Source organism: Halomarina oriensis, assembly GCF_009791395.1.
GTDB lineage: Archaea > Halobacteriota > Halobacteria > Halobacteriales > Haloarculaceae > Halomarina > Halomarina oriensis.
This window is the reverse complement of sequence record NZ_WSZK01000030.1, coordinates 73,112-96,438: the sequence shown is the minus strand read 5'-3', so window position 1 is coordinate 96,438 and position 23,327 is coordinate 73,112. Positions and strand designations below refer to the sequence as shown.

11 protein-coding genes are annotated in these 23,327 nt (G+C 54.0%); 8 read left to right on the top strand and 3 right to left on the bottom strand.

The window, feature by feature from the left end:
- Positions 1–94: 94 nt before the first annotated feature.
- Positions 95–418 (top strand): hypothetical protein, encoded by a 324-nt coding sequence (locus tag GQS65_RS16685; RefSeq protein WP_158205761.1) that lies wholly within the window; start codon positions 95–97, stop codon positions 416–418.
- A 112-nt stretch (positions 419–530) separates the two neighbouring features.
- On the opposite strand, the gene csa3 is transcribed toward GQS65_RS16685, so the two are convergent.
- The gene (csa3, locus tag GQS65_RS16680; protein WP_158205760.1) at positions 531–1,184 is read right to left on the bottom strand and encodes a CRISPR-associated CARF protein Csa3; all 654 of its coding nucleotides are present in this window, start codon (positions 1,182–1,184) and stop codon (positions 531–533) included.
- Between the two features lie 443 nt (positions 1,185–1,627).
- Between csa3 and GQS65_RS16675 the strand changes: the two genes are divergently transcribed.
- The 7 genes from GQS65_RS16675 (at position 1,628) to GQS65_RS16645 (ending at position 20,332) form a co-directional block, all read left to right on the top strand.
- Entirely contained in the window at positions 1,628–2,494 is an 867-nt protein-coding gene (locus GQS65_RS16675) for a hypothetical protein (protein ID WP_158205759.1), read from the top strand.
- Complete coding sequence (locus tag GQS65_RS16670; protein ID WP_158205758.1) at positions 2,491–3,417, top strand: hypothetical protein; 927 nt, start codon at positions 2,491–2,493, stop codon at positions 3,415–3,417. The genes GQS65_RS16675 and GQS65_RS16670 overlap by 4 nt, the downstream gene beginning before the upstream one ends.
- Positions 3,418–4,887: 1,470 nt before the next feature.
- Positions 4,888–6,516, top strand: a complete 1,629-nt coding sequence (locus GQS65_RS21725) for a hypothetical protein (protein ID WP_233265164.1) — start codon at positions 4,888–4,890, stop codon at positions 6,514–6,516.
- A 1-nt stretch (position 6,517) separates the two neighbouring features.
- A complete protein-coding gene (locus GQS65_RS16660; protein ID WP_158205757.1) occupies positions 6,518–7,372 on the top strand; it encodes a hypothetical protein in 855 nt (284 codons plus the stop codon).
- A 2-nt stretch (positions 7,373–7,374) separates the two neighbouring features.
- On the top strand, positions 7,375–12,906 hold the full coding sequence (locus tag GQS65_RS16655; protein ID WP_158205756.1) for a DEAD/DEAH box helicase: 5,532 nt from the start codon (positions 7,375–7,377) through the stop codon (positions 12,904–12,906).
- 21 nt (positions 12,907–12,927) lie between these two features.
- Positions 12,928–18,384 (top strand): DEAD/DEAH box helicase, encoded by a 5,457-nt coding sequence (locus GQS65_RS16650; RefSeq protein WP_158205755.1) that lies wholly within the window; start codon positions 12,928–12,930, stop codon positions 18,382–18,384.
- Entirely contained in the window at positions 18,377–20,332 is a 1,956-nt protein-coding gene (locus GQS65_RS16645; protein WP_158205754.1) for a phospholipase D-like domain-containing protein, read from the top strand. The genes GQS65_RS16650 and GQS65_RS16645 overlap by 8 nt, the downstream gene beginning before the upstream one ends.
- Positions 20,333–21,210: 878 nt before the next feature.
- Here the strand turns inward: GQS65_RS16645 and GQS65_RS16640 are convergent.
- Both GQS65_RS16640 and GQS65_RS16635 read right to left on the bottom strand, forming a co-directional pair.
- Positions 21,211–21,471 carry a DUF7692 domain-containing protein gene (locus tag GQS65_RS16640; RefSeq protein ID WP_158205753.1) on the bottom strand — a complete coding sequence of 87 codons (261 nt, stop codon included), beginning with the start codon at positions 21,469–21,471 and terminating at the stop codon, positions 21,211–21,213.
- 311 nt (positions 21,472–21,782) lie between these two features.
- The gene (locus GQS65_RS16635) at positions 21,783–23,243 is read right to left on the bottom strand and encodes a hypothetical protein (protein ID WP_158205752.1); all 1,461 of its coding nucleotides are present in this window, start codon (positions 23,241–23,243) and stop codon (positions 21,783–21,785) included.
- Positions 23,244–23,327 lie beyond the last annotated feature (84 nt).

Below are 23,327 nucleotides of genomic sequence, written 5' to 3'. Positions count from 1 at the left end.
GTCCAACAGAGGTGACCCGTGGCTATCATTTTGTGTCATAGTATCGTATTAGACCTACTATTATATGCGATTACGGACAACCCGGTGATACACGATGCCTGAGAGTGAAACCGACTTGATAGACTACTACCCTCCAGGGTGGACTGAGCAGATACACGACGACTACCTCGTTGAGTGGGTATACGATTCCGATTCGTCGATTTTCATTCGACTTGACGGTACAATGGGTGATGCCGACTACACGGTTATGGCAATCACCGGAGTAAACTCCGATGGTGAAGAATTTGTCACTCGTCCTGTTTCAGGTTTGACTCGCGAGCCAGCGTTCGAATTTGCGGAGGCACTCGTCTACTCGCTTAACGGTGCTATCGGACGAATTTCGGGTGAACCAGAGTTCAACGGCGGTGGCAATCGTTAGACATCTATTGGGTTAGTTTTCGTATTCTGGTGAGCAGTGCGGAGTCACAAGTCGACCCTCAATGTGAACCTCAGATAATATTTTGTCCATGGAAATATAGAGATAAAACAGCTCAAAATTTCGATACTCGTCGTGTCTTCAGGAACACACGCCCGCTATCGGTTATCGAGACATGCTTCGATCTCCCTTCTTTCTTGGCCGAGACGAAACCCTCCGATTCCAAACTATTGACGTGGCGAGTGATTGTGCTCTTCGACTTGTCCAACTCGTTTGCAATCTGGCTGATCGAAAGTGATGTCGGTAATTGGTCAAGGTTGCTCAGTAGTTCGGTTTCGGCATCCGAGACGTTCCCTCGGAGATTCAATTGGGGAATCCGTCGAACGCTACTGTCGATATCCCCCACTTGAAGGATTGTGTCTATGCTATCAACACTGGTGAATGTCGCAACGGTGAGTGGCAGGAGGATCTCTCGAGCACCCCCGCCGAGGATGACAATGGTTTCGCCTTCGGACTCCTGAATGAGGTCGACACAGTTCAAGGTTGTCTCCACAAAATCCGAGTACGGTAATGTCTCTACATTCAAATCAAGATTTTCAACCACCTGTGTAAGAACATCTTTCACTTCGTCATGCGCGTCGTCTCCGCGCTTAGACCCAGTAGCGGGTTGAAGCAACAAGACGCAGTCACTAGGTTCAAGTCCTTCACTTAGAACAGGGCGCACTACACGCCGACTGTCGAAACCAAGCGGTGCGAGATAGGTGCGCATACCCATTTCACACAGTTCGAGGACCCTTACTGTTCCGAAATAGTGCAACAGACAGCACGGTTTTGGCATACAATCGGGCTTGCATTCACTCAGACAATCCGATTATGAACAATCACGTCTCGAATTGTATCGAATTAATGCAAACAAGCCGGAGTTGTTTCACTCACGATAGATATATAATCGTGCCAATGAAACTGCCAATCGTTCGCACACTTGACTCTGGTGGGTGACTCTGTCAGGGCGAAGAGCCATATCTCCGACCACGATAATGTCGCCTACACGATAGGTTTAAGCAACGTGCAACATGAGCGGTATACGACAGCATCCCACTCGAGGTGGCCAGAAATGGTCGATTCGGCCCGTAGCTACTGCTATGGATTCAGATGTGTTCGACTGGGCGTCCATCCCACCCCGGCGCCACGCAAACTCCCAAGCCACAAACGATGACAGACCCCCCCGATACTCACCGACCGACATTAGCAGAGTTCATCGGAACGCGAGATTCGTTCCTCGTAGTTCAAGATCCACAACTCGCCAAGTCAGGAACACAGGCCCGCGCACAACTCAGGTCACTCCCGTTGCTGACAAAGTTCGGCCTCGAAGCAGTCGCACATCCCGGAATCTACGATAACGGATTGCGACTCGTCGAGTACGAGATGACCGCGAATGAGTCTCTACGAGAGAATGGTGTCGGAGACGTTGCGTTTCCACTTGTTCACTACGTCAGCCAAGAGATGCTGACCGGTGAACTCCAAGATGAAAATCGGACCTATGACGATCAGGACATCGTCCGCCAATTACTTCGAATTCGGCCAGAGGGGGTACCCTACGTACTCGTCACGGACACGAATACCCCTATGATGCCAAGGCACACGAAAAAGCCGGGGAAATCGTTCGTCGACGAGTTCGAGTGCACGGTTGTCGACCACAAAGCACTGCTGAAGCAGTATCTACAGTACAACTTCGAGACAGACCTCTCGTTGTCAACGACGCAGAACCTGTATTTCCACAATGTATCTGCTCATCACAAGGCAGCAGGTCTGGATGCCGGGTCTATCCCAAAGTTGTTCGACTACACCAAGATTCCGGCCGACAGTCCGGCATGGGAGCCGCTCTACTACCTCATTCGTGAGGACGTCGATAACGTACTCGAGGATTACTCAGAGCGAATCAGAGAAGCGCTTCGGTCATGGACCGAACGTGGTCCAACCCAGCAGGTCGCCAATCGTATGCTCGACATGCTCGAGTTGATCGAATTCGAAGAACCACGGCTCGACAACTACCGCTACCGCCATCAGGGGGACATATGAGCAGCACATACACATCGGCAAGCAACAAGCCGGACAAGTTACTCACCGGGTTTATCTCGGTTCGGGCACCAGAACTCAAACATATTTACGGCTCACTTCAGGGGCCAACCAGCGTCTCTGAAATCACGAGCAAGTTTGGCCGCCCAACCAGCGACGGAATCAAGACGGAACACATCGAGGAGACGATACGATTCCTCAACGCCGTTGACCTAGCTGAAAGCCCTAGCGGCGATATCAGAGATACAGTCCAGAAAATCAATGAAGACCATTTCGAGGGACTTCCTTTTGAGGCTCGCCTGCTGTACCACTGTAACCAGCAGAAAGGTCGCCAGCAACACTTTACTGACCTCCATCATGCTCTGATGAGCGAGGAGCGTAGGGTCGTCAGTGCTGACCGTGACGACGTTCGGACCATCTTAAAGCGTGAGACGGACTACGACTTCAGTTGGACCAACGAGAAAATCGACATGTGGGTAACGCTGTGTGAGGGCTTGGGCCTCATCTCTGAGACAGATGACGGAATCGTCATGAGTCCCTGTCGAGCACTGATGTACTGCGCGTTCAGCTTGGCACCAGCAAATTCGGACGCGGAAGTCGGGTATGATACTGGTTCAATCGAAGATGGAGAGTTCAGGCACATTCTTGACTGGATTCACGAGAATCTATTCACAGTCTATCTGAAACGGTCCGGCGCACTGCGGGTACACCCCGCAATAGCTGACGTACTACGTAACATGGAGGACGGCGGGGTTCTATCGTTGTCCGCTCCGGGTGACGCGAAAAATGAAGTGAAACTGCCGCCCCCGAACCTCGGTGAAGACCGCCGTGGGAACCGACGAAGCGTGACCCACGTCTCGATTCACTCGTGTCCGGACGAAACGGCGTACCAGTACCCGCTAAATCAGTTCCTCATCCACCAATGAGTCAGCAAACCTCTACACCAACGGAACTTGGCGACATGCCCCGCTACTGGGATGACGACCAAGTCGACCACTTCATCACCTCAGAAGCTCACACGAAGAAGAAGACACCCGACCAGTTCAGGGAGACGCACGTCGACATCGACCGGATTTATGCGGACACGTTGACGCCACTCGGCGTCTCTGGTGGCTTCGTCACCCAAGAGCAGGTACTGGAATCCATTACTGCCTCCAATCTGACCGATCCGAACCGGATCTTCATCCTGAGAGGTGAACCCGGGTCGGGCAAGAGCCAGTTATGCGAGTGGACAAAGCACCAGATCAACGGCTACGGCGAAAACGACGACGGCATTGAGGACTACGTCGCACTACACGTTTCCAGAAGCCAGACACGGATGGGCCAGATTGTCGATGTCCTGACTGAACCCTTGGATGTCAATCCCGACGTCGGGAATATCGACGATCTCAATCCCGATGATGCTGCAAGTGCTATCGTCGAGTATCTGCGTGGGATTTGGTCGACCGATCACTTCACTGACGCTGAGGTTCAAGAATTGACCGAGGCAAGAGCCGACAGCGGTGATCTACGAGACATTTTCGCCAAGAATATTCAAGGATATCAAGAAGCCCTTGACTCACGAGACGAAAATCCCGATTTCAACCTGCTAACGCGCAGTGACTACCGCCGCCTTCGACTCCAGTTGAGCTTCAGTGACAAACTCACAGATGACAGGGACATACTTTTCCCGGTCCTCAAGAATGAGGCTCACGAGTATCTCTCACGAAACCTCGTTGGGGACTTCAAAGAGCAACTTCAGGAGTATTCAGAGTTGTATCAGGAACAAGGAATTCGTCCGGTGCTCATCTGCGAGGATCTCACGACGTTTAGCGTTTTGAAGGAACAGCTACTGGACCACATCTTCGAGCTCAGTAGTAGTTGCTACGATATCGTCCTGGGGTGGACGATTGGCTGGGAGCAGGACAACATTGACGACGCATTCGCACGGAGCGATGCGGCGACCTACATGAAAGGTCGTTCGGAGGGGTTCCTCACGATGACCGATGAGGATGGAGAAGCGTACTTCCTTGACGACGACGCCTCAATCGCGCTCGCCCGGTCATACCTGAATGCTATCAAGCGGAATTCGGGGGAAGAAGGTGTTCCAGAGGATGTAGAGGAGGCGTTCGATGGCCTGTACCCATTCAACGAACGATTCGTTCAGGTCGCCTACCGGCAGTTGAACGACGAAGGGAGCAGTCGAAAGACGCCACGATTGCTTCTCCTCCGAGTGGTGAAACACTGCCTCAAATCGACTCGACCTCCATTCGAGGCGATGAAATCGAACGCGTTCGTCGATACGCCGACCTTCGAGGTCGACATGAAGTACGACCAGATTTATCGAGATGTCAGTCGGTGGTACGGCGTCCCCGTTGAAGGTGGAATTGGCGTTAGGGTTGGTGTTTTCGAGACGTATGGTATCGACATCCCTGACGACAATGAAGTCACCGTCAAAGGCGGCTTCGTCGTGTTCAAAAAAAGGCAAAGGAAGCGCTGTTCTGAGCAAAATCAAGAACCCGCCGACCCCCAAACGAACTCTCGAGACTGAAGATCCCGACGAAGAAGAGGCAGCTGATGGAACAGAGGAGAGTGACGGAGATGAGGAAGGCGAAGGAGACGACGAACCCGATGTCGAAGAAGAAGTAGAGGTCCTCGAAGACCCCGAACTCTCCGAAGAGAAACGTGAGCGTCAACATAAGTACCAAGAGTTTCAGGATTGGGTGACAAGCGGCGAAGAGTACCCCAGTTCAGACACACTTCACAGAGGAGCGGTCACCGCACTTGAGCGTTGGCACGAACCCACCCAACTCGGAAATCCAAACGCCTCAACCCGGTCGGTTGGCAGCATCTACTACGCAAGCGGTGACACCATTCCAGTATCCATCCAGGGGGACCAACAACGCCAGGCCAGCATCGACGTCGAACTTGAGTGGGGAGTGAAACACAACGACCTGTACACCTCGATGCTGATGTACGGTCTATTCGATGTGTTCGACCCCGAAACGACAGACTTCGATCAACTCCGAGCGTGGGCGGATACTAACGTTGCTCAGTTCAAACAGAAAATGCGTGAGGAGATTGAGGCATGCCTCCCTGAGGAACTCACCATCGAAGAAACCCTCGTCCTGGCCCAAATTTTCCTAGTGAACGCCGCTCGCGGATACGAAGTTGAGGACGGGAATCTCCCTACGGAAGTCGTCTTCGAAGAGTACGATAGTAATCAGGCCTACGGGAGAGCCCTCGCCGATCATTTCGACTCGGACAGCGCGTTCGGAGAAGCATTCGAAAATCTGACGCTATCCTCAGGAGATATAGGCGACCTCGTGGAGGGTTTCTTCCTCCTGAAATCGAATGTCGTAGACTTCGAACGTCTATCAGAATCCCGCGAGATGATGGCAGAGGACTTGGAAGAGTACATCGATGCCGCGATGATGATCGACACGGGCGACCTCGCTGATGCGTATAAAATCGGGACTACTCGAAAGCAGGCGAACACCACAATCGCTACTCTGTTCGACCGTATCTCGGATTATGCGACCGAACTACAGCGACTCACCGTCGACGACGACGCCGGACACATCAGTGAAACCCTCGAACCGGTCGAGCGCTGGTACGACAGCAGCCACACGGCTTCGGATTTAGCAGACTGGTTTAACACGTTAGAGGCCTGTCGCGGCGTGATGAACGTGAGCGACAAGAAGTCCTACGAACGGGCACGCGAGTTGCTCGGCATTAACGGGGGGGACGACACCTCCCCAAAAGATCTCGGTCTGTCTTCGTTCCGAGATGACCTCCAACAGTTCCAGAATATGGACGATGCGACAGGAGTGTCACTGGTTGCTCGGCTACATGACTTCGCACGAAGCCGTCACGAACAAGCAGCCTGGGAGGTATATGAGGCCCTCGACGGCCTGATTAGCGATTTACAAGCCGAGGAACACGCCACAGGAGTTGACCTCGAGCACCGTATCAAACAACTCGACGAGTACAGCAACTACGAGCAAAAACGTCAGAAAATTCACTCGATGACGGAGGAACTATAACATGTCTAGTTCACTATCGCTACCGGCAACCGTTGAGGCGCTGGAAGGGAAAGCAAAGGAACACAAGCAAGCACAGAACACCCAGTATCACGTCTCGGTCGCGGAACACAACATCCACGAACTGAACGGCGAACTTGACGAACTTGTAGGTAGCCTTGGTGAACTGAGATACTACAAAACAGTTCTCGAAGATGCTCTCGGTGGGTCGGCACCGACAGCGACCATCGATGCAGTTCAACTGGCAAAGAAGGCCGCAAGCGTGACGCAAGAAGAACTTCTGGCGAACGTCCAAACCGGCGACATAGGCCAGGAGGAAATCAACCTCAACGAGGTGAGCACGGATAGCGGCAGTCGAGTGACTGTGGAACTGACCGAGGAGGTTGAAACTCAAATATCTCAAATTGAGGCAGCGAAACGCCAACTCAAGCAGGCGACCAACCAAATCAAGAAACTAATCAAAAACGGTGGTCAAAACTGGAAGGGGAGGACGGAGTGGGAGGAGAAAGTTCGTGCCGCCGAAGAACTCCAGTCCATCCTCGGTAGCCAAAGTAAGGATTTCAACCGGGCGCTAAACCAAATCCGACGGTTGCTCAGGCGTGAGATGATGGATTCGAGCGACAGTGCAACGAATTTCGTCCGCCAGTGGGGGCGAGCTACCAGTAACTGGGAGAAGCACCAATCGTTACAGAGCTTCGACGCATTCCAAGAGGAGCACAACCTCTCAGACTCTACTGTCGACGAGATTCGGAAGCTCAGTAAGTCAGAGCAACTCACGCTGGCTGACGCCTCGCTCAACTCGTTGAAGGAGATGAAGAGCGTCAGCGAACTGGAATCGGCAGTCAAACTCAGCCTCTAACCATGGACGATCCAGTCAACCGTGCGGAAGAGATGCGGACTGCCTACCGCGATTACTTCATCGGTCGAGGTGGACGTGCTGCACGGAGCGTCGAGAGTAGGCTTGCCGACGGTGAGGACGGTATTTCCGGTATGCGTGGCCCGTACCTCCAAGCACTCGATATCCCGAACTGGAGCAACCGGTCATGGGAAACATTCGCGCAGTCGTCGCAGTTGGAACCTCATATCCGGCGTGCATTCTCACAAATCGGCTTTGAGCGCCTCTACGACTTTCAGGAGCGAAGCATCGAAGCCATCCTCGAAGGCGACGATACCGTCATTACTGCCGCAACGGGGCGGGGGAAAACCGAGGCATGGCTCATACCAATCCTCAATCGAATTCTGGAGACAAAACGTCGTGGTGACGATGAGGAGGATACCAGCGTCAAAGCCACGCTTATCTACCCGACAAAAGCGCTGGCTCAGGACCAACTCAAGCGACTGCTACAGTATCTCTACCTCATTAATAAGCACCTGAAATCCAAACACCGGATTACTGTCGGAATCTACGACGGGGATACCCCACGTAACGTCAGTGAGTCTGGGTCAGAAGGGTACCTCAATGCCACCTTCCGGCACTTCGAGTGTCCAGGATACAATGACGAATTGTCGAAATGTCAGGACTGCGGTGGTGGGGTCCGGATTCGGAACATGGGTTCGCGATTCAAGCTGATTCCAGAAAAAGCCGACTGTGAGGACGATACTCCAAACGACGTTCCACTCGACTTCCTCCGATTGACAAAGTACGATATTCTCGAGAATGGGGTCGACATCCTGCTCACGAACCCGGACACAATCAACTACCGACTCATCAACACTAACGCGGAGGACGAGCATGAGCGGTTCATATATGAGCCCGAATTCCTCGTGTTTGACGAAGTCCACACCTATGACGGTCTGTTCGGGAGTTACACCTCGATGTTGATGAAGCGGGTGCAGAAGTTGCGCAAAGCCCGTGGGACGAACAATCTACAACTCATCGCGAGTAGCGCGACCGTCGAGAATGATGTCGAACTCTTCCAGAAGGTGAGCGGCGCGATTGACGTCACGCAGGTGAGTGAATCGCCACGAGAACTCGACGACGTGACGCCCTCTACTGTGCCAGAGCAGTTAGTCAGAGAGACACTATCGACCGATAGAATTCTCCAAGCCACGGCAGACCCTGACGACACTATTCCTGGAGTTGGGTCGTTCAACTACACCTTGGAGAACGCATCGCAATACAATCGCGACCGGCGAGAAGCGCTCGTGGCCGACGCCCTCTTTGACCACCTCACGGAGGAGCGAGATGATCCCGGTGTTCAGGTGGTCCAGTATGTACACCAGTTGTTATACGACGACCCTTTGACTCGGCAGCAACTTCACGACAAGGTCGCGAGTGCCCTGAGCCTCGGCAAAGACGAGGCTGAGACGTTGGTCGCTAACGTGCGAACTCTCGGGGAGTTTTCAGGAATCTTGGAGAATCGGAGTCACGTGTTCTCTTGGCCAATCGACGGATTCTACACGTGTCCCGCCTGTGATGCTGTATACCGGTCTCCTCAAGACGACTGTCGAGAGTGTGGGTTCGAGTTCATCACCAGAGCAACCTACTGCCGGCATTGTAGCGACGAGCACCTCATTGCGTGGTACTGTCCGGAGTGTGACCAATTAGAACCCTACACTCCTACTGAACACGGGTCCGTCAGCCAGGACGAGGTGCATATCTGCAAGCGCTGTGAGACGGCTCGTGAAGAAGAGGTTGAGATGGTTCGGACGACTTTCCAGCCCTACCTCCGATGTCGTGACTGTGGCCAGACGACAGAGCGAACGACTACTCACGAGTGCGACGATTGTACGGCACGAACCGTCAGAACGGATTCCGATACGTTCTCTTGTATTAACCCAGCATGCGAATCCACTCATCAAGTCGAGCGTACGTGCCAGTCTTGTGCCGGGGCTGACTTCGAGATTGTTGCCAGTGACGGACGATTCGACTGTCCCGATTGTGGGACAATCTACGAGCAATCCGACGAGGTCCCGAACAATTGCGGCGACTGTGGGTCGGCACTCACCTCGACCAAGTACGTCCCATGGGTCTGTTCGAATGATGGATGTGGCCGTATTCATTTCGATGGAACCCCCGAGCGTTGTGACTGCGGTAGCACGTCGTTTGTGAAACGGGGATTATTCGAAGTCCAGCGAGACCAGCACTGCCAAGCGTGTGACACCGCCTTTCTGGGTTCGGAAGGGTGCGACTGCGATGACCCGGAGGTCCATCCCCGGATTGGTTCCCATCAGGCATACAAGACCCTCGACACGCAGGGTCGGATTCACACGATGAGCGACCAGTCGATAGCAGTACCGTGTCCACATCGATACGCACGATACGAAATCGGTCGGCGGTTTGATGAACTAATGCGGAGTCCGAACAACCTCGCAGCGACAACATCGCAGTACTTGTTGCGTGCAGTCGCCGATGACGAAGGGCAGCAGGCGGCCAAACTCCTGTCATTTGCGGACTCCCACCGTGACATGAAGGAACTCAGCCGAGACTTCTCAGAACCGGAGGTTGAGACGCTCTTAGACCAGTTGCTGGTCGGTGGTGCCACGGCCAGTGATGACGAGACAACGTGGGCTCCCTTCGATAGTGTTCTCAAGTACGCAAACGATGCCATCGAGAATCTCAACGAAACGCTCGAACCGCCCCGTGTAGCTCAGAACGTCGAGTTTGACCTCAAGTCGCGACTGAAAAACCAGCCACGGCGGCGGTGGGACGACGACGATTCTCTCCGAGACCGACTCACCCGGCGGGCACTCCCACATGTTTACAGCCAGCGTCTCGGTGAGCGCGATGACCCGCTGTCGGCGGTTGGGCTCCTCGATGTGCGGTTTGCGCCCGGCTTAGACGCACTCTCGTCTGACGAACGAACGATCGTTCGTGACCTCATTGTCGAGGGGAACGACTATCGCGTTGAGAAGTTCAACGATCCAAGCGCTGACCGTTCAGCGGAGGCAGTGGTCGCGGAACTGGTCGATCGGGAAATCCTTGGGTACGGCCACTCCGAGACATACGTCTCTTTTGCCCCCTCGGCGCTCTCGGTCACGGTTGCCGGGGATGACGATGGGATTGGATTCGATCCCGACAGCGAACGGTACTACACGACGCTCCAGCGCCAGTTCGGTTTAGACAGTTCGGAGACGGTTCCGTCGGGTGCCTCACTCTCGGAACGTGCTTCTTCGACTCATCCCCGGTTCACTCAGCGTGCTCACCGAATTGAGTACTCTGGGACCCGGATTTTGATTTCAGAAGAGTACTTGGGTACGACCGACAAACGCAAGCGCCGGGAACTGGAGTTCCTCTTCCGCGAAGAGAACTATCCGCACCACCTTTCGTCAGGTCCCACGATGGAACTCGGCGTCGACATCGGAGCGCTTGATGCACTCTTGCTGTACGGGACGCCCCCGAACATGAATGCCTACCTCCAGCGGGTTGGGCGGGCAGGTCGTAGTTCACATTCGTCGATGGTTCACTCAGTGAGTCAGCGCAATCCCATCGACTACTACTACTACGATCATCCCGAGAAACTCATCGACACTGACCCGACGCCGGTGCCGTTGAACGAGCACAATGAGGAAGTACTGCGTGTCTCGTTGTCTTGGGCTATCTTCGACTACGTAGCAGCGCACTTCTCGATACCTTGGGATGTTAGCCACTACGGCCGGGCCAAATCAATCGATGGGGGCGACACGTACCATCGGCGCAGTATGCGTGACCTAGACGACCGCGAGGACGCTAGCAAACTCACTCACGTCATGTCCATAACAGCGGACACACTCTCGCTTGGAAATGACGACTCGAAACTGGCGGTGTTGGGCGAGGCCGTCGACGATCACCAATCAGAAGTTGAGGATCACCTCACCGCCCTGCTTGATTACCAGTATTGTGAGGATTGTGAGCGCCGGTATGCGGCCACCGACGATCGGACGGACTGCGAACGTAGCGACTGTGACGGAAGAGTCGTATACGCTTGTGACCGATTCGGTCACCTCGTTGAGGAGGCACTCATTCGCTTTGAGGACCGGTACATCACCCACTTCCGCGAGTACGAGCAGTCCTTAGAAGACGAACTTGCGACCCTACGCCGTCGCAATAGGAAACTCCGACGTGAAATGCAGCGTGCTGGCCCTGATGATCGGGGTCGAATAATGAGCGAGCGCCGGGGGCTCATGGACCGAACTGACGTACTTGATGACTACCTCTCAGAATTAGGTCGGTCGAGTTACTTCGACTTTCTCAGGGAGTCCAGAGAGTCGAAGTACGACTTCTCGATGCGTAGTGTCGCGACTACGGTTGGCTTCACGCTGGTTGACGAAGGGTATGACCGGCGGGCAATCGGTGATCAAGGAAGTGGCCGAGCGATGCGGATGGCACTCTCTGAGTTACACCCAGGTGCAGCGTACCTTGACGGGAGAGAAACCTACACCGTCGCGCGAGTCCGCTTCGATGAGAAGTCGGGGTCGGACCTCCGAGAGGCGGTGAACGGAACGGTAGATGAAGAGAATCACTTGGCAGAAGAACTAGTCTGCCCGGCGTGTCACTCCACCTTTGGCCTCAACACCGCCGAGTGTGATTGCGAGGCGAACGTCCCGCTGAAACGACGACGACTAGCCGTACTCAATTCGGTCGACGCCTATTACGACAACCTCCAGCTAACCTCGGACGGTGATGAGGCTCGATATCTGCATGACGAACCGAATCTGGAGGTCCAGAATACCTACGCCGAACGTGAGACAGCGATTCTTAACTTCGAAGCGAACCGGACGTTCGAACTCCAAACCGACGAAGGCGATTGCCTCGGAACGCTGGAGTACGGCGACTACTCGGTGCTCCTCAGTACGGATGGCTACCGGACAAAGTACAAGTCCGGCGAAGTCGACCCACGGGAAACGCTGTTTGAGGTCTGTGGCGAGGAGAACTGTCCCGGGGTAATCTACAAAGACGGCGACGACGAGCGACGGTGTAGCGCTGACCCTGATCACTTCCCGGATGGCCGAGGGGCGGACTCAGAGTTCGTCCGACTCGGCTACCGCTACGATACACAGGGGGTTCGGATTAATCTGGACGACCACGACCTCTCGCACACGTTAGCCCACGGACTGCGCGTCGCACTACAGTACCTCGGAGGTGTCACCATCCGCGAACTCGCCGAACACGTCGGTGAAGATCAAGTCGACATCTTCGAATCGCAGGAAGGCGGAGCCGATGTCGCCCGACTTCTCTTCGAGCAATCTGGTGGAGAGTTCCGAGCCTTCGACCGCGGCGTCAATCTGATGCGAGAGCAGTTCGACTGTGATTGCGAAAACGGGTGCCCCTCGTGTCTCTACCAGTACGGTTGTGACGTCCGGAACGACCAGCGTTCCTTTGACCGTGATGGACTCCGACCGATACTGGAAGGCCGGGGCCTTTCGATTCAACCGATTGAGAATGAGAGCGTAGACGAGCAGCTCGACGAATAACCACATCCCAAATTACCACCGATGGAATTCGACCCACTCAAACTCGCGGACACCATGCGAGAATCGTACGCCGAACACTACGCCAGTTCACCCTCCCAACGGGCCGTCAAGGAACTCATCTCCCGATATCATGGCGGGCACGGCGAGTCACTTTCTGAAGACCTACCGGAATTCATCCGGACCAAGGGCCCGTACCTTCAGGTACTCGACCTAGCCCGAATGAGCGACACGCCTTGGGAGACCTTTGCCGCCAACAACAGTCTCCACGAGGACGTTGTCAGAACGTTCTCAGAGGCGGGGTTCCGATCGCTCTTCGAGTTTCAGGAAGACGCCATCGAAGCCGTACTCAAGGACGATCACACCCTTTTGACAGCAGCGACTGGCCGAGGAAAGACCGAGGGGTGGCTCATCCCGATTCTGCAGTTTATCTGTGAAGCAAAAAACGGCCAGCACCCAGAGCACCCACCAGATAGCGTCAAGTGTGTCCTTACCTACCCGACCAAGGCGCTCGCTCAAGACCAACTCAAGCGCCTGATTGACTACCTCTTCACGCTCAATCGTGGGCGTTCGCCCGACGAGACGATTACTGTCGGTATCTACGACGGCGACACCAAGCGGCGCGACCCTGACGAGTTGTCATACCTCCAGACGACCTTCCAGTACTTCGACTGTCCCTGCGGCGAGTGCGGTTCGTCGCTCACTGTTCGACGTCGTGATGACGACTCGTTCATTGTCGAACCGCTGGCAGACCACGAGGAAGACCTCACGTTCGAATTCATCAAGGTTACTCGGGATGCTATCACGGAGGGGCCTGCGGACATCCTTCTGACCAACCCAGATACAATCAACTATCGCCTGTTCAACATCAACGAACCCGAGGAACAGCAGCGGTTCGTCGCCGAACCGAAGTACTTCGTCTTCGACGAAATCCACGAGTACTCCGAGTTGTTCGGGTCGTTTACCTCCATATTGATGCGCCGATACATCCGCGAGCGGCAGGAGCTCAATGGGTACAAGAGTGAAGCCGACGATGACCTCACGATTGTCGGGGCGAGTGCAACCGTCGAGAACAAACTTACTGTCTTTCAGCGAATCAACCCGTTCGTTGACCCCACTCTAACGGTTGTCGAGGAAAAGGAACGTACACTCAGCGCTCCCTTCCCAGAAACGATTCCACCGGCATTTGCTGCGGATGAGCTGACTAAAGACGAGTTGTATAGTGGAGAGACAGATGCTGCTAGCCAAGTTATAGAGGCTGCCGAGGTGAATCCTGGGGTCAAGGACGAGGTCGTCAATGATGCACTCTACGAACATCTCGTGGAAGACGACGGTGGCCCGTTAGCATTCGTCCGCGGTATCTACGCCACGTTGCACGAGAAGCCGCTTCGTCCCGACGATCTCAAAGAGCGACTAGTCGAAACCGCGGGACTCACCGATTGCGAGGCAGAGCGAGTAGTAGCGAACTTCATGACCATCGGCGACGTGTCTGGGATTCTGGAGCGTCGTGCCCATCTGTTCAGTTGGCCGCTCGATGGTTACTACTCGTGTCTCAACTGTGGGACGGTCTATGACACCCCCCAATCGGCCTGTACTGAGTGTGAGCACCACTTCGTCACAAAACTTTCACTATGCAACCAGTGCGGAGAGGATTCGCTTGAGTCGTGGTTTTGCCCGAACTGTGAGCGACTTGTTCCCCACACAGTCACGTCCGAGGAAGGCCGATTCGAGTACTTCCAACGAAAGCAGTGCCAGTGTGAGACACCAGAGGGCGAGACTCCAGAGATGGTACGGGTGTACTGGCGTCCGTTCTACGAGTGTGAGGACTGTGGCGAGCGCCAGAAGATTGACCGCCAGCAGGAGTGCCCATCCTGTGAGGCCTCGATGGTACTTGACGACGCCATGGAGGCCCACGTCTGTACTAACCCCGAATGTAGCGGGAGAGTATTCGTCGAAGACGCACAGGGTCCGACCTGTCACTCCTGCGATTCTACAGCTTTGGAGCCGCTAGCAGATGAGCACGTCCAGTACTGTACTGAGTGTGGGGAGTACTACGAAGACCACGAAGGACAGGCGTGCACCGCCGGAGACTGCGAAGGTGACCTGCAACCGAAGCGATTCCTCGGGTGGACCTGTGGCGATCCGAACTGCGGCGAAGTGTACTTCGGTCGGCCCCCATCGACCTGCGGGTGTGGTAAGCGGCGGTTCATCCGGTCCGCACTGTTCGATGTGCGAATGGTCGACGAGTGCCAATCCTGCGAACAGACTTTCCTGCCGGACGGCGAACGCAATTGTGACTGCGATGATCCCTCTATTGCTCGACGGGCGAAGGGCTACAGCAACTTCCGAATGGTTGACGACAACGGGCGGTTGCGCGGGGCGAGTGACTTCCCCGGGGGACTCCCGTGTTATCACGAAGATCGTCGTGAAACTTACTCAAAGAGCGGCCGGTACGACTCAATGTTACGCGGCCCAGCCAATGCGGCCGTAACAACGTCACGGTATGTGCTTCGTTCGCTGGCTGACCGTGACGAACCGGCAACATTTTCTGAGTCGAAGATGCTCTCGTTCGCCGATAGCCAGTCCGACATGAAGGAACTGGAGCGGAACTTCCGCGAACCCGAAGAGTCGTTTTTCTTCGATCAGTTGTTCATCGCCAGCGTAGGGTCAACGGCGGACAACAGCGGTTGGGCTACACTTGAGGAGATTGTCGAAGAGGGCAAGAAGGATGCCAAATCCTACCAGGAAGATCTGAAAGGCGACACAAATCAAGACCCAAAAATCTTCGACTGGTTAACAGGGTACGACCAGTCTATCGACGAGTATCTGACTGAAGAATTGCTTTCTCGGGTGCTTCCCGGAAAGTACAGCACGCGCTACCGCAGTACCCAACTTTCCGATGAGGGTCTAATCGATGTCCGGCTGAGCGCAGACATCAAGGACCTCAGCGCGGGAGAGCGCGAACTCTTGGCCAAGAGTGTCGGTCAGAACCATCGCTATGAACCAAACCTCGTTGACGAAGTCGACGGCGGTCACAAGCATCTGGAAGGGTTAATCGATCGAGGACTGCTACGACGCGTCGAAGAGGATGGAAGTCGGTACGTCTTGATAGAGGAGTCAGCAATTGAGTGTGCAATCGTCAGTGACGATACTCCGATACGTTACGACGCCAAGCGACAAGAATTTGTCAATTCGCTAGCAGCAGACGTAGAAGACGTCCCTGAAGGGACCGTAGCATTCACCGCGACTCCCGAAGAGCGGGCCGACTTCTTGCACTCGCATTTCTCACTAACTGCCCAGCAGGTCACAACCTCGGAGCCAATGCTATTGCTTGCCCGTGCGTACTACGGACAGACGGATCGGGAAGAGCGGCGGAAGCTCGAGTACCAATTTCGCCAAGGTCGCTATCCACACTTCCTCTCGTCGGGACCGGCGATGGAACTGGGCGTCGACATCGGCGACCTCAACACTCTTTTGCTGTATGGGACGCCCCCGAACGCAAACTCGTATCTCCAGCGGATCGGACGGGCAGGTCGAGCGTCGGGGAACTCACTCATTCACTCTGTGAGTCAGCGCAACCCCATCGACTACTATTATCACGAACACCCTGAGGAACTCATCGCCTCAGACCCACAGCAAGTCCCGCTCAACGAAGTGAACCGAGAGGTACTCCACCAATCGCTCACGTGGGCAATTATCGACTGGGCTGCGACGACTCACTGGGTCCCATGGCGTCGGGACCCTAGTGGTCTCGACGACTTTGTCGTTTGCCAAGATAAGCCGAAACCTCGGAAAGAGCCACGGCCAAACGATATACTCAGATTCACCGGCCTGCTGTCGTCATCGAACATAGAAGTCCAATTTGATGGCGACGACGCTCCGCTCGAAGCACTACGTACGCTTGTCGAGGAGAACGAGAACGACATCCGCGAGTGGTTAGAGGACCTCCTCTCGTTCGGCGTCTGTTCAGCCTGTGGCCGGAAACACGCGGATGGTTACGAAGGAGATTGCCATATGGACGAATGCAACGGAAGCGTTGAGTCGGTAGTAGGTCTGCATAGCGAGGCCATCGACGGAGCGCTGTGGGGTACTGAAGACCACCAAAGCTTCGAGGAGGCAATTATCGATCTCTACGACGACCAGTGGCTCAACATTGACGGGGACCTCGAAGAAATCGATGAGGAACTTGCAGACATTCGACGCCAAGAGCGACGGACAAGAGACCGGGAGCGGAAACAAGAACTTCGCGAGCGTAAACGGCAGGTTCGCCGTCGGTCAGACCAACTGGACGACTACCTCAACCGACTGGAGGCCATGAATCTCGGTCAGTATCTGAGTAGTGAGAGTCCATCGGCCTTCGGCCTCCGATCCGTCGGAGACTCTGTTGACTACCAGCTCATCGGTAAAGAGTTCGAGAACATCAACAATGGGTCCCGCGCGCGGCGGATTGCCCTTTCAGAACTGCATCCCGGTGCAGCGTACCTACACAACAGTAGGTCGTATATCGTCACCCGTGTTTATTGGGAGCCCTTGGAAACCGCACGTATCAGCGAGCAGTTCGAAGACGCCGCGATTTGTACGACCTGTGGGTCCGAATTCGACACAGATGTAGCCGCCTGTGAATCCTGTGGTACCCGGCTGAAGAGACTTGTAACCAAGGTACCCGAGCGGGTGACTGCCTATCAGCACGACCTTCCGCTGAGTCCAACGCCCAACGCGAACCGACTCAGACCATCGAGTATCTATCGGGGAGACGGAGAAATTCAGAGCACCTACGCCCCGGTAGAGACTGACGCAGGCGACTCGTTCGATCCAGCGGTGTCTTACGACGTCGTCGACGCGGAAGGAACCATCCATGGGCGGTTCGAGTACGGCGATGTCACCCTCGTTGCATCGACTAAGCAGTTCTGGGCCACCTACAGGAACGGCGGTTCAGACCCGTTACCAAATGTGTTCGAGATGTGTGGTGTCGAAGGGTGCGGTGGCGTCATTGCAGACGTTGGTGATTCCACATACTGCACTAACAGCGTCGAGCACTCGGTTGAGAAGAGCATCGCGGTGCGACCCGCAACGAAATTTTCGACCAAGGCCGTCCGCGTCCAATTCGATAGCGAGGAACTTGAGCATGGCTTCGCACATGGACTCAGAGTAGCACTCCAGTACATAGGAGGGGTTAGCGTTCGTCAGGTTCCCGAGTCAATCGAGGATGAAGGGACGCTGGTGTACGACTTCGATGAGGGTGGAAGCGGAATCACCGTACTCCTAACCCAAGATGACGGCGAGAAGTTCGAGCGTGCGACTCGCATCATGCGGGATGCGTTCTCGTCCAGTGAGTCAAAATGTAACTGTGAGAATGGGTGTCCGTTCTGTATCTACCAGTACGGGTGTGCTGAACAGAATGACCCTGATTCGTTCGACAAAGAGGAACTACTTGAATTGTTGAACCACGACCTCCATCTTCAGCCGAGGAACGATGACTGACGGAGACTTGTCAACCACTGCTGAACGCTTGCACACGCAGTCGCCCAACCGTCTCTGGGGCGTCTCACCGGAGAGTGTCTACACTACTCTGGCAGCAAGATCTGTGAGTGAGTCGGCCACTCATCGACTTTCGCCACACATCAGAGCCGAGATGCTACGGACGAATGACGAACGCGATAGCGAGGACGTCGTTAAAATCCATGACTGGATACTGAAGGAATTCAATCTCCTGAAAGACGGCAGACCGACCTTGCTCGGTATGGTGGTCCTCGTGTCCACGGAACCCCAGTCACTCGTACGAGCGATTGCTCTGAGTCGACTCCGAACGGCAGAGACAGTGCTTCGCTCCTGTACCGAAGTCGAAGGATTACTCAAACGGCGAGAGTTCGACAGTCTCCTCACCGACGCCGATGAATCGATACTTGGTCCGCTACTCGGGTCTCTGGGATTCGTCACAATCTACCCAGACAGTGTCGAACTCCACCACGATCAAGTAGAATCTGCGCTAGTAGCCCAGAGCAAAATACCACGGGACCTCGCAGTCGCTGAAGCTTACAAGCAGATTCTCACCCAGATCGCGGAGATAGGCAACCAACACTGTCTCGATAGCGTTGTTGAGCGCATGACCGGAAGCGCTCCGACAGAGAAGGCCGAGGCGATAGAGGTCGTTGCAACGCTCGCCAACACACACCCAGTGACAATCGACTCAGAGGAACTCACTGACGCGATTGAGAAGAAACGAGAAGAATACGAACACGAGTACCGGAGACTCAGGTCACTTCTCACTCCGAAAGACAAATCAACCCTCACCCATGTAGACGCCCCTGAACCGGTAGACAGTAACTCGGTGGATGAAGGGAAAGAGTTCTTCATCGACGTCCTTGCCACGGTTTCGGCTCATCCCGGATTTGCGGCACTGGATGTTCAGTTCATCAGCGACCGCCTCTCAATAACATCGTATGATGTTTATCAAGAACTCTCAACGATTACGGGAGTTGACTGCGAAGTACGTGACAATGGATTGATCGAGTTTGCTTCGGTACCGACATCGGTCGATGGAAATGACCTCCGAGAGGAGTACACAACCCACCTAGTGGAGCGGTGCTCTACTGTACGACATCGTATTGACGCGCTATCCAACGCTTCAGTCACGCTGACTCCCGAAGCGATTGCTTCAGATCAAATTGTTGCAGAGGACTACGCATCTCTGGATGATGGTGATGTTGCTCCAGCGTACTTCACCTATACACTTGTAGATCCGGACGCCCTCGGGGAAGCGAAGATGGACACCTATGTTGGGAATTCTCGCGGGCTTGGTCGTGAACGAGCCCAACTCCGTCGTTGGCATAGGACCCGCCCACCTGGGCTACGTTCTTACACAGCAATGACCGACCGATTGTTCAGTCTCGGTTTAGAACGGGACCTCGAGCATAAGATACTGCGGATTATGACCCCATTCGACGATAATACATTCAACGAGTACGTATCTCAGATACGTCGTCTCCTCGAACAGGGCTTCGAGGTGCGCTTACTCACGCGGCATACGAAGGAACAATGGGAGTGGCAACGCCTCCAGCGTAACCTCTTGAGCGAAATCAAGGAGCATCGTGATCGTATCACCGTTCGAACCTACTCACGCTTCAAAGAGCAACAACGGGTCAAACCAGACATGGATTTCCGAAAGCTCGGTGAGTTCGGAATTCACGGAAAGGTACAAACAATCGGCCAGCCAGGAGAAGGAGCGGCACTCCTCGGGTCGGCAAACTTCATGCGGAACAGCTACGACTGGAATCCGGAGTGTGGAATCTACACAGAACGTACCCAGTTCGTCGACGCAGCTATCGAGTTTTTCGACATTGTTTGGGATATCTCGGAGTCTGATGAACTCTCTATGGAACGTCTACAGGCGATCCCAGACCGGAAGTTGGTACCAACGTACTATAGCTAACTCAAGAAATCCAGCGTCGTTACAAACTCACCTTTTCGAAAGGGGAGGACTCGATTACCACCGATGGAAGATGGCAACTCCCAAGCCTCCCAGGGCGGACGACTAAGTCTATTGGGACACGCCACGCATCCCACTACGTGACGATTTTGCCGTCCATCATTAGGGAGGAGGGCGAGGTACAAACATATTTTCTGCATAGAAATGGCACTCAAACCTAAATTGCGCCACTATACCTTCCGCCCGTTGACTGTATCGAACTCAATCGTGGGGAAGAATCCTACGGATAGATGGACGCAGACAACTATGGATCTGAGGCAGGTCGAAGGTCTCTCCATCGTAGGTGTTCGATTGAGCCTTCATCAATCTCAACGCTGAACAGATGCGAGTCACGTGGATCTCCTGTTTCTAGACCAGCGTCGTCTTCGAATATTTCGACGATGGTACCGCATTTTCCATGAAGACGTTTATGATCCGGATCACCCTCATCTGGGATATCGACTCGAACCCGATCGCCGACCTCAAATCGTCTCATTGCTCGATTTTTCTGCTGCTCTTCCCTGTCAGTTACGACTGGTATCGATAGTAAGCAGAAGCATCATCATCCCTCGCGATATGCGAGGGTTAAGGTACAAACATGGGTCGCGCTCGCAGTTCTGAGTGGTGTCTTACTGTCGTAAGATGAGTTCGGAAAGATCAAAAGCATTCGCGAATCGTTGAGCATCTCGGACTCGACACTCGCGTGAATAGCAGATAGACCCGTGAAGGTTCATCAGGTGGGGAGTACGAGATCGCCCTTCGGTGAATTACTTTACCTCAATTCTTCAGAACGGCTCACACTACTGTACCGATTTTACCGGAGGAAAGAACGACAAGTCGGTCTACTCTCGCTCGTGGACTGCGATTGACTCACTGAATGTGACGCTGAAGCTCTCGCCAAGATTGAACAGTGTGGCAATCTCTCGCTTCTGTGCGGTAGTCAAATCCTCGCGCTGAAGCAACTGCTCAACAGCACGTGCGAGGCGCGGGATATCCTCGCAGGCGTTGATGACACTCGCGGTCTTGTTCTGGTTGTAGAACTGAGCAGCCTGTTCGATCGCGTCCATCCGATGAGCGTAGTCACCGTCGGTTCGAATGCGCATGCTCGTACACACGACCCCCAAATCCTAGTTCTATCGGTGTCACTCAAATCTGAGCAGTATATAAAGAACGGCGGAAAGGGCAGGGTCACCCGTGATTCGGGCAGACCGTCCGACCCATTCGTGGACACCTCACCTTGGTTCGTGCACACAAGAAGATACCCCTCGTGTGCATATCGGGAGAAGCGATATCCTCGCGACGCAACTCCGTGCAAGTACTCTGTAATACTTGAAAGCCAGCCGTACTCATTGCTAAACAGTCCCTCAGACTTGCTCGTAAAACGATTGTGGTGTACGCTTGCACCAGGTACTTTCTACGGAGCTCGTATCATCACCTTGTAATCCATGATCTCAACATGTTCATCTATGAACTCACCATACTCAAACGCAGGCTTCAGATTAACTGAAATAGAGCTCTCTGGCTCAATCACCTCAATAGAAGAATCTGTCGCCACCACATTTCCCTCATCGTCATAGAACTTAGCAATCGGCACTATGGATTGTCCCTGTGTCCCAATATTCTCAATATGAACTGTCAGACGCACACCATCGGGACCATCCGCCCTTCGATAATGGACCTCCATCTCATCATCAACTACCGATACCCCACGCGGTAGCTCCACTTTCAAATCCCTGTACTCAGCAGACCAATCAACGTTGAACTTCTGCATCGGCGGATGAGCAACGGGTTCTACTCGTGGAGAAACTCGGAAAGGAGGTTTACGGAAGGTCTGATGCTCAACGGTCCCCATAGTATGTTCAAAATTTCCAGAACAATACTTCAGAGTCCATACATCCCCCGGTTCCAGACCATCGGCAGATAAATACATGGTCCCAACGATATTTTCTGGCAGTTTCTCACCCAGGTACAGCGTCGCCTTCGCATGCACCTGATAGTAGCCGTCAAGATGTCCTGAAACCCGGACCCAAGTCCGGGGTACTGCAAGCACTTGATAAAAATTCGGATTTTCGAACTCAATTGAACCAGAGTCGATATAGACCTCGGTCAAAGCAAGGAAATCCGGACGCAGCTCACTGAACCATTGCCGGAATTCCCACCAAGGGCTCGGGCGGTCGTGAATAACTTCGATCGAATCGTAGCCAGTATCGAACGTTATCGTCCCCTCTTTTGGGCCGTATGACCGGCAACTGACCTCATAGTTCAACTGGTAGCTCTCATTCTCATCTAAGTACAGTGGACCGCTAAACAACCTGAACCGAGCATCATTGTAGATCGCATCACTAATGAAGATCTGATTGACCTCTCCTGAAGTCCCAATGTACTGCAGGTAGTCATGCTTCAACTCCAGATTAGAATCTTCGAAGCTAATCTCTCCAAAATGACCTCCGTCTTCATCTACTGGTCCAGATTCTTCGCCACCCTCCGGTTCGGATGATTCCCCATCTGAGTCGCTTTCTGAACCCCCCGATATCACCGACACGTTGGTCACTAGACTGACCCCGCCGTGATCTTCTCCAAACTTCCAAGAATCCAAGGAAAGCTCAATGTACACGTCTTCAGCGAACTTCCGACCAATATTCTCGAGATGAAACACTGGATTTGCGTTCACCCTTCCATCGATTCTGTACTGGAATCGAGAGCTCATTTCCACCTCTAGCTGAAGATTTGGGCGTTGGAGAAAGAATCTGTATGCTGCGATAACCGCCGCGAGAGCTGCAAGCACCGCCCCGACCCACTTGAAGACGTTCGGAATCGGAGGAAAGAGAGCGACGAAACCCAGTACATCCATCATCAATATGTCCTGTATGGGCAAACGCCATTCACATGAACGTTAGCAATCAAAATTAATGGAGAGTCCAATGTCAGAGGATATTTTAGATGTATTTCGAGAGTGAGT

Coding starts and splice junctions, on each gene's coding strand:
- GQS65_RS16685 (WP_158205761.1), top strand. CDS start 95: ATGCCTGAGAGTGAAACCGACTTGATAGACTACTACCCTCCAGGGTGG.
- csa3 (WP_158205760.1), bottom strand. CDS start 1,184: ATGCGCACCTATCTCGCACCGCTTGGTTTCGACAGTCGGCGTGTAGTG.
- GQS65_RS16675 (WP_158205759.1), top strand. CDS start 1,628: ATGACAGACCCCCCCGATACTCACCGACCGACATTAGCAGAGTTCATC.
- GQS65_RS16670 (WP_158205758.1), top strand. CDS start 2,491: ATGAGCAGCACATACACATCGGCAAGCAACAAGCCGGACAAGTTACTC.
- GQS65_RS21725 (WP_233265164.1), top strand. CDS start 4,888: ATGGTATCGACATCCCTGACGACAATGAAGTCACCGTCAAAGGCGGCT.
- GQS65_RS16660 (WP_158205757.1), top strand. CDS start 6,518: ATGTCTAGTTCACTATCGCTACCGGCAACCGTTGAGGCGCTGGAAGGG.
- GQS65_RS16655 (WP_158205756.1), top strand. CDS start 7,375: ATGGACGATCCAGTCAACCGTGCGGAAGAGATGCGGACTGCCTACCGC.
- GQS65_RS16650 (WP_158205755.1), top strand. CDS start 12,928: ATGGAATTCGACCCACTCAAACTCGCGGACACCATGCGAGAATCGTAC.
- GQS65_RS16645 (WP_158205754.1), top strand. CDS start 18,377: ATGACTGACGGAGACTTGTCAACCACTGCTGAACGCTTGCACACGCAG.
- GQS65_RS16640 (WP_158205753.1), bottom strand. CDS start 21,471: ATGCGCATTCGAACCGACGGTGACTACGCTCATCGGATGGACGCGATC.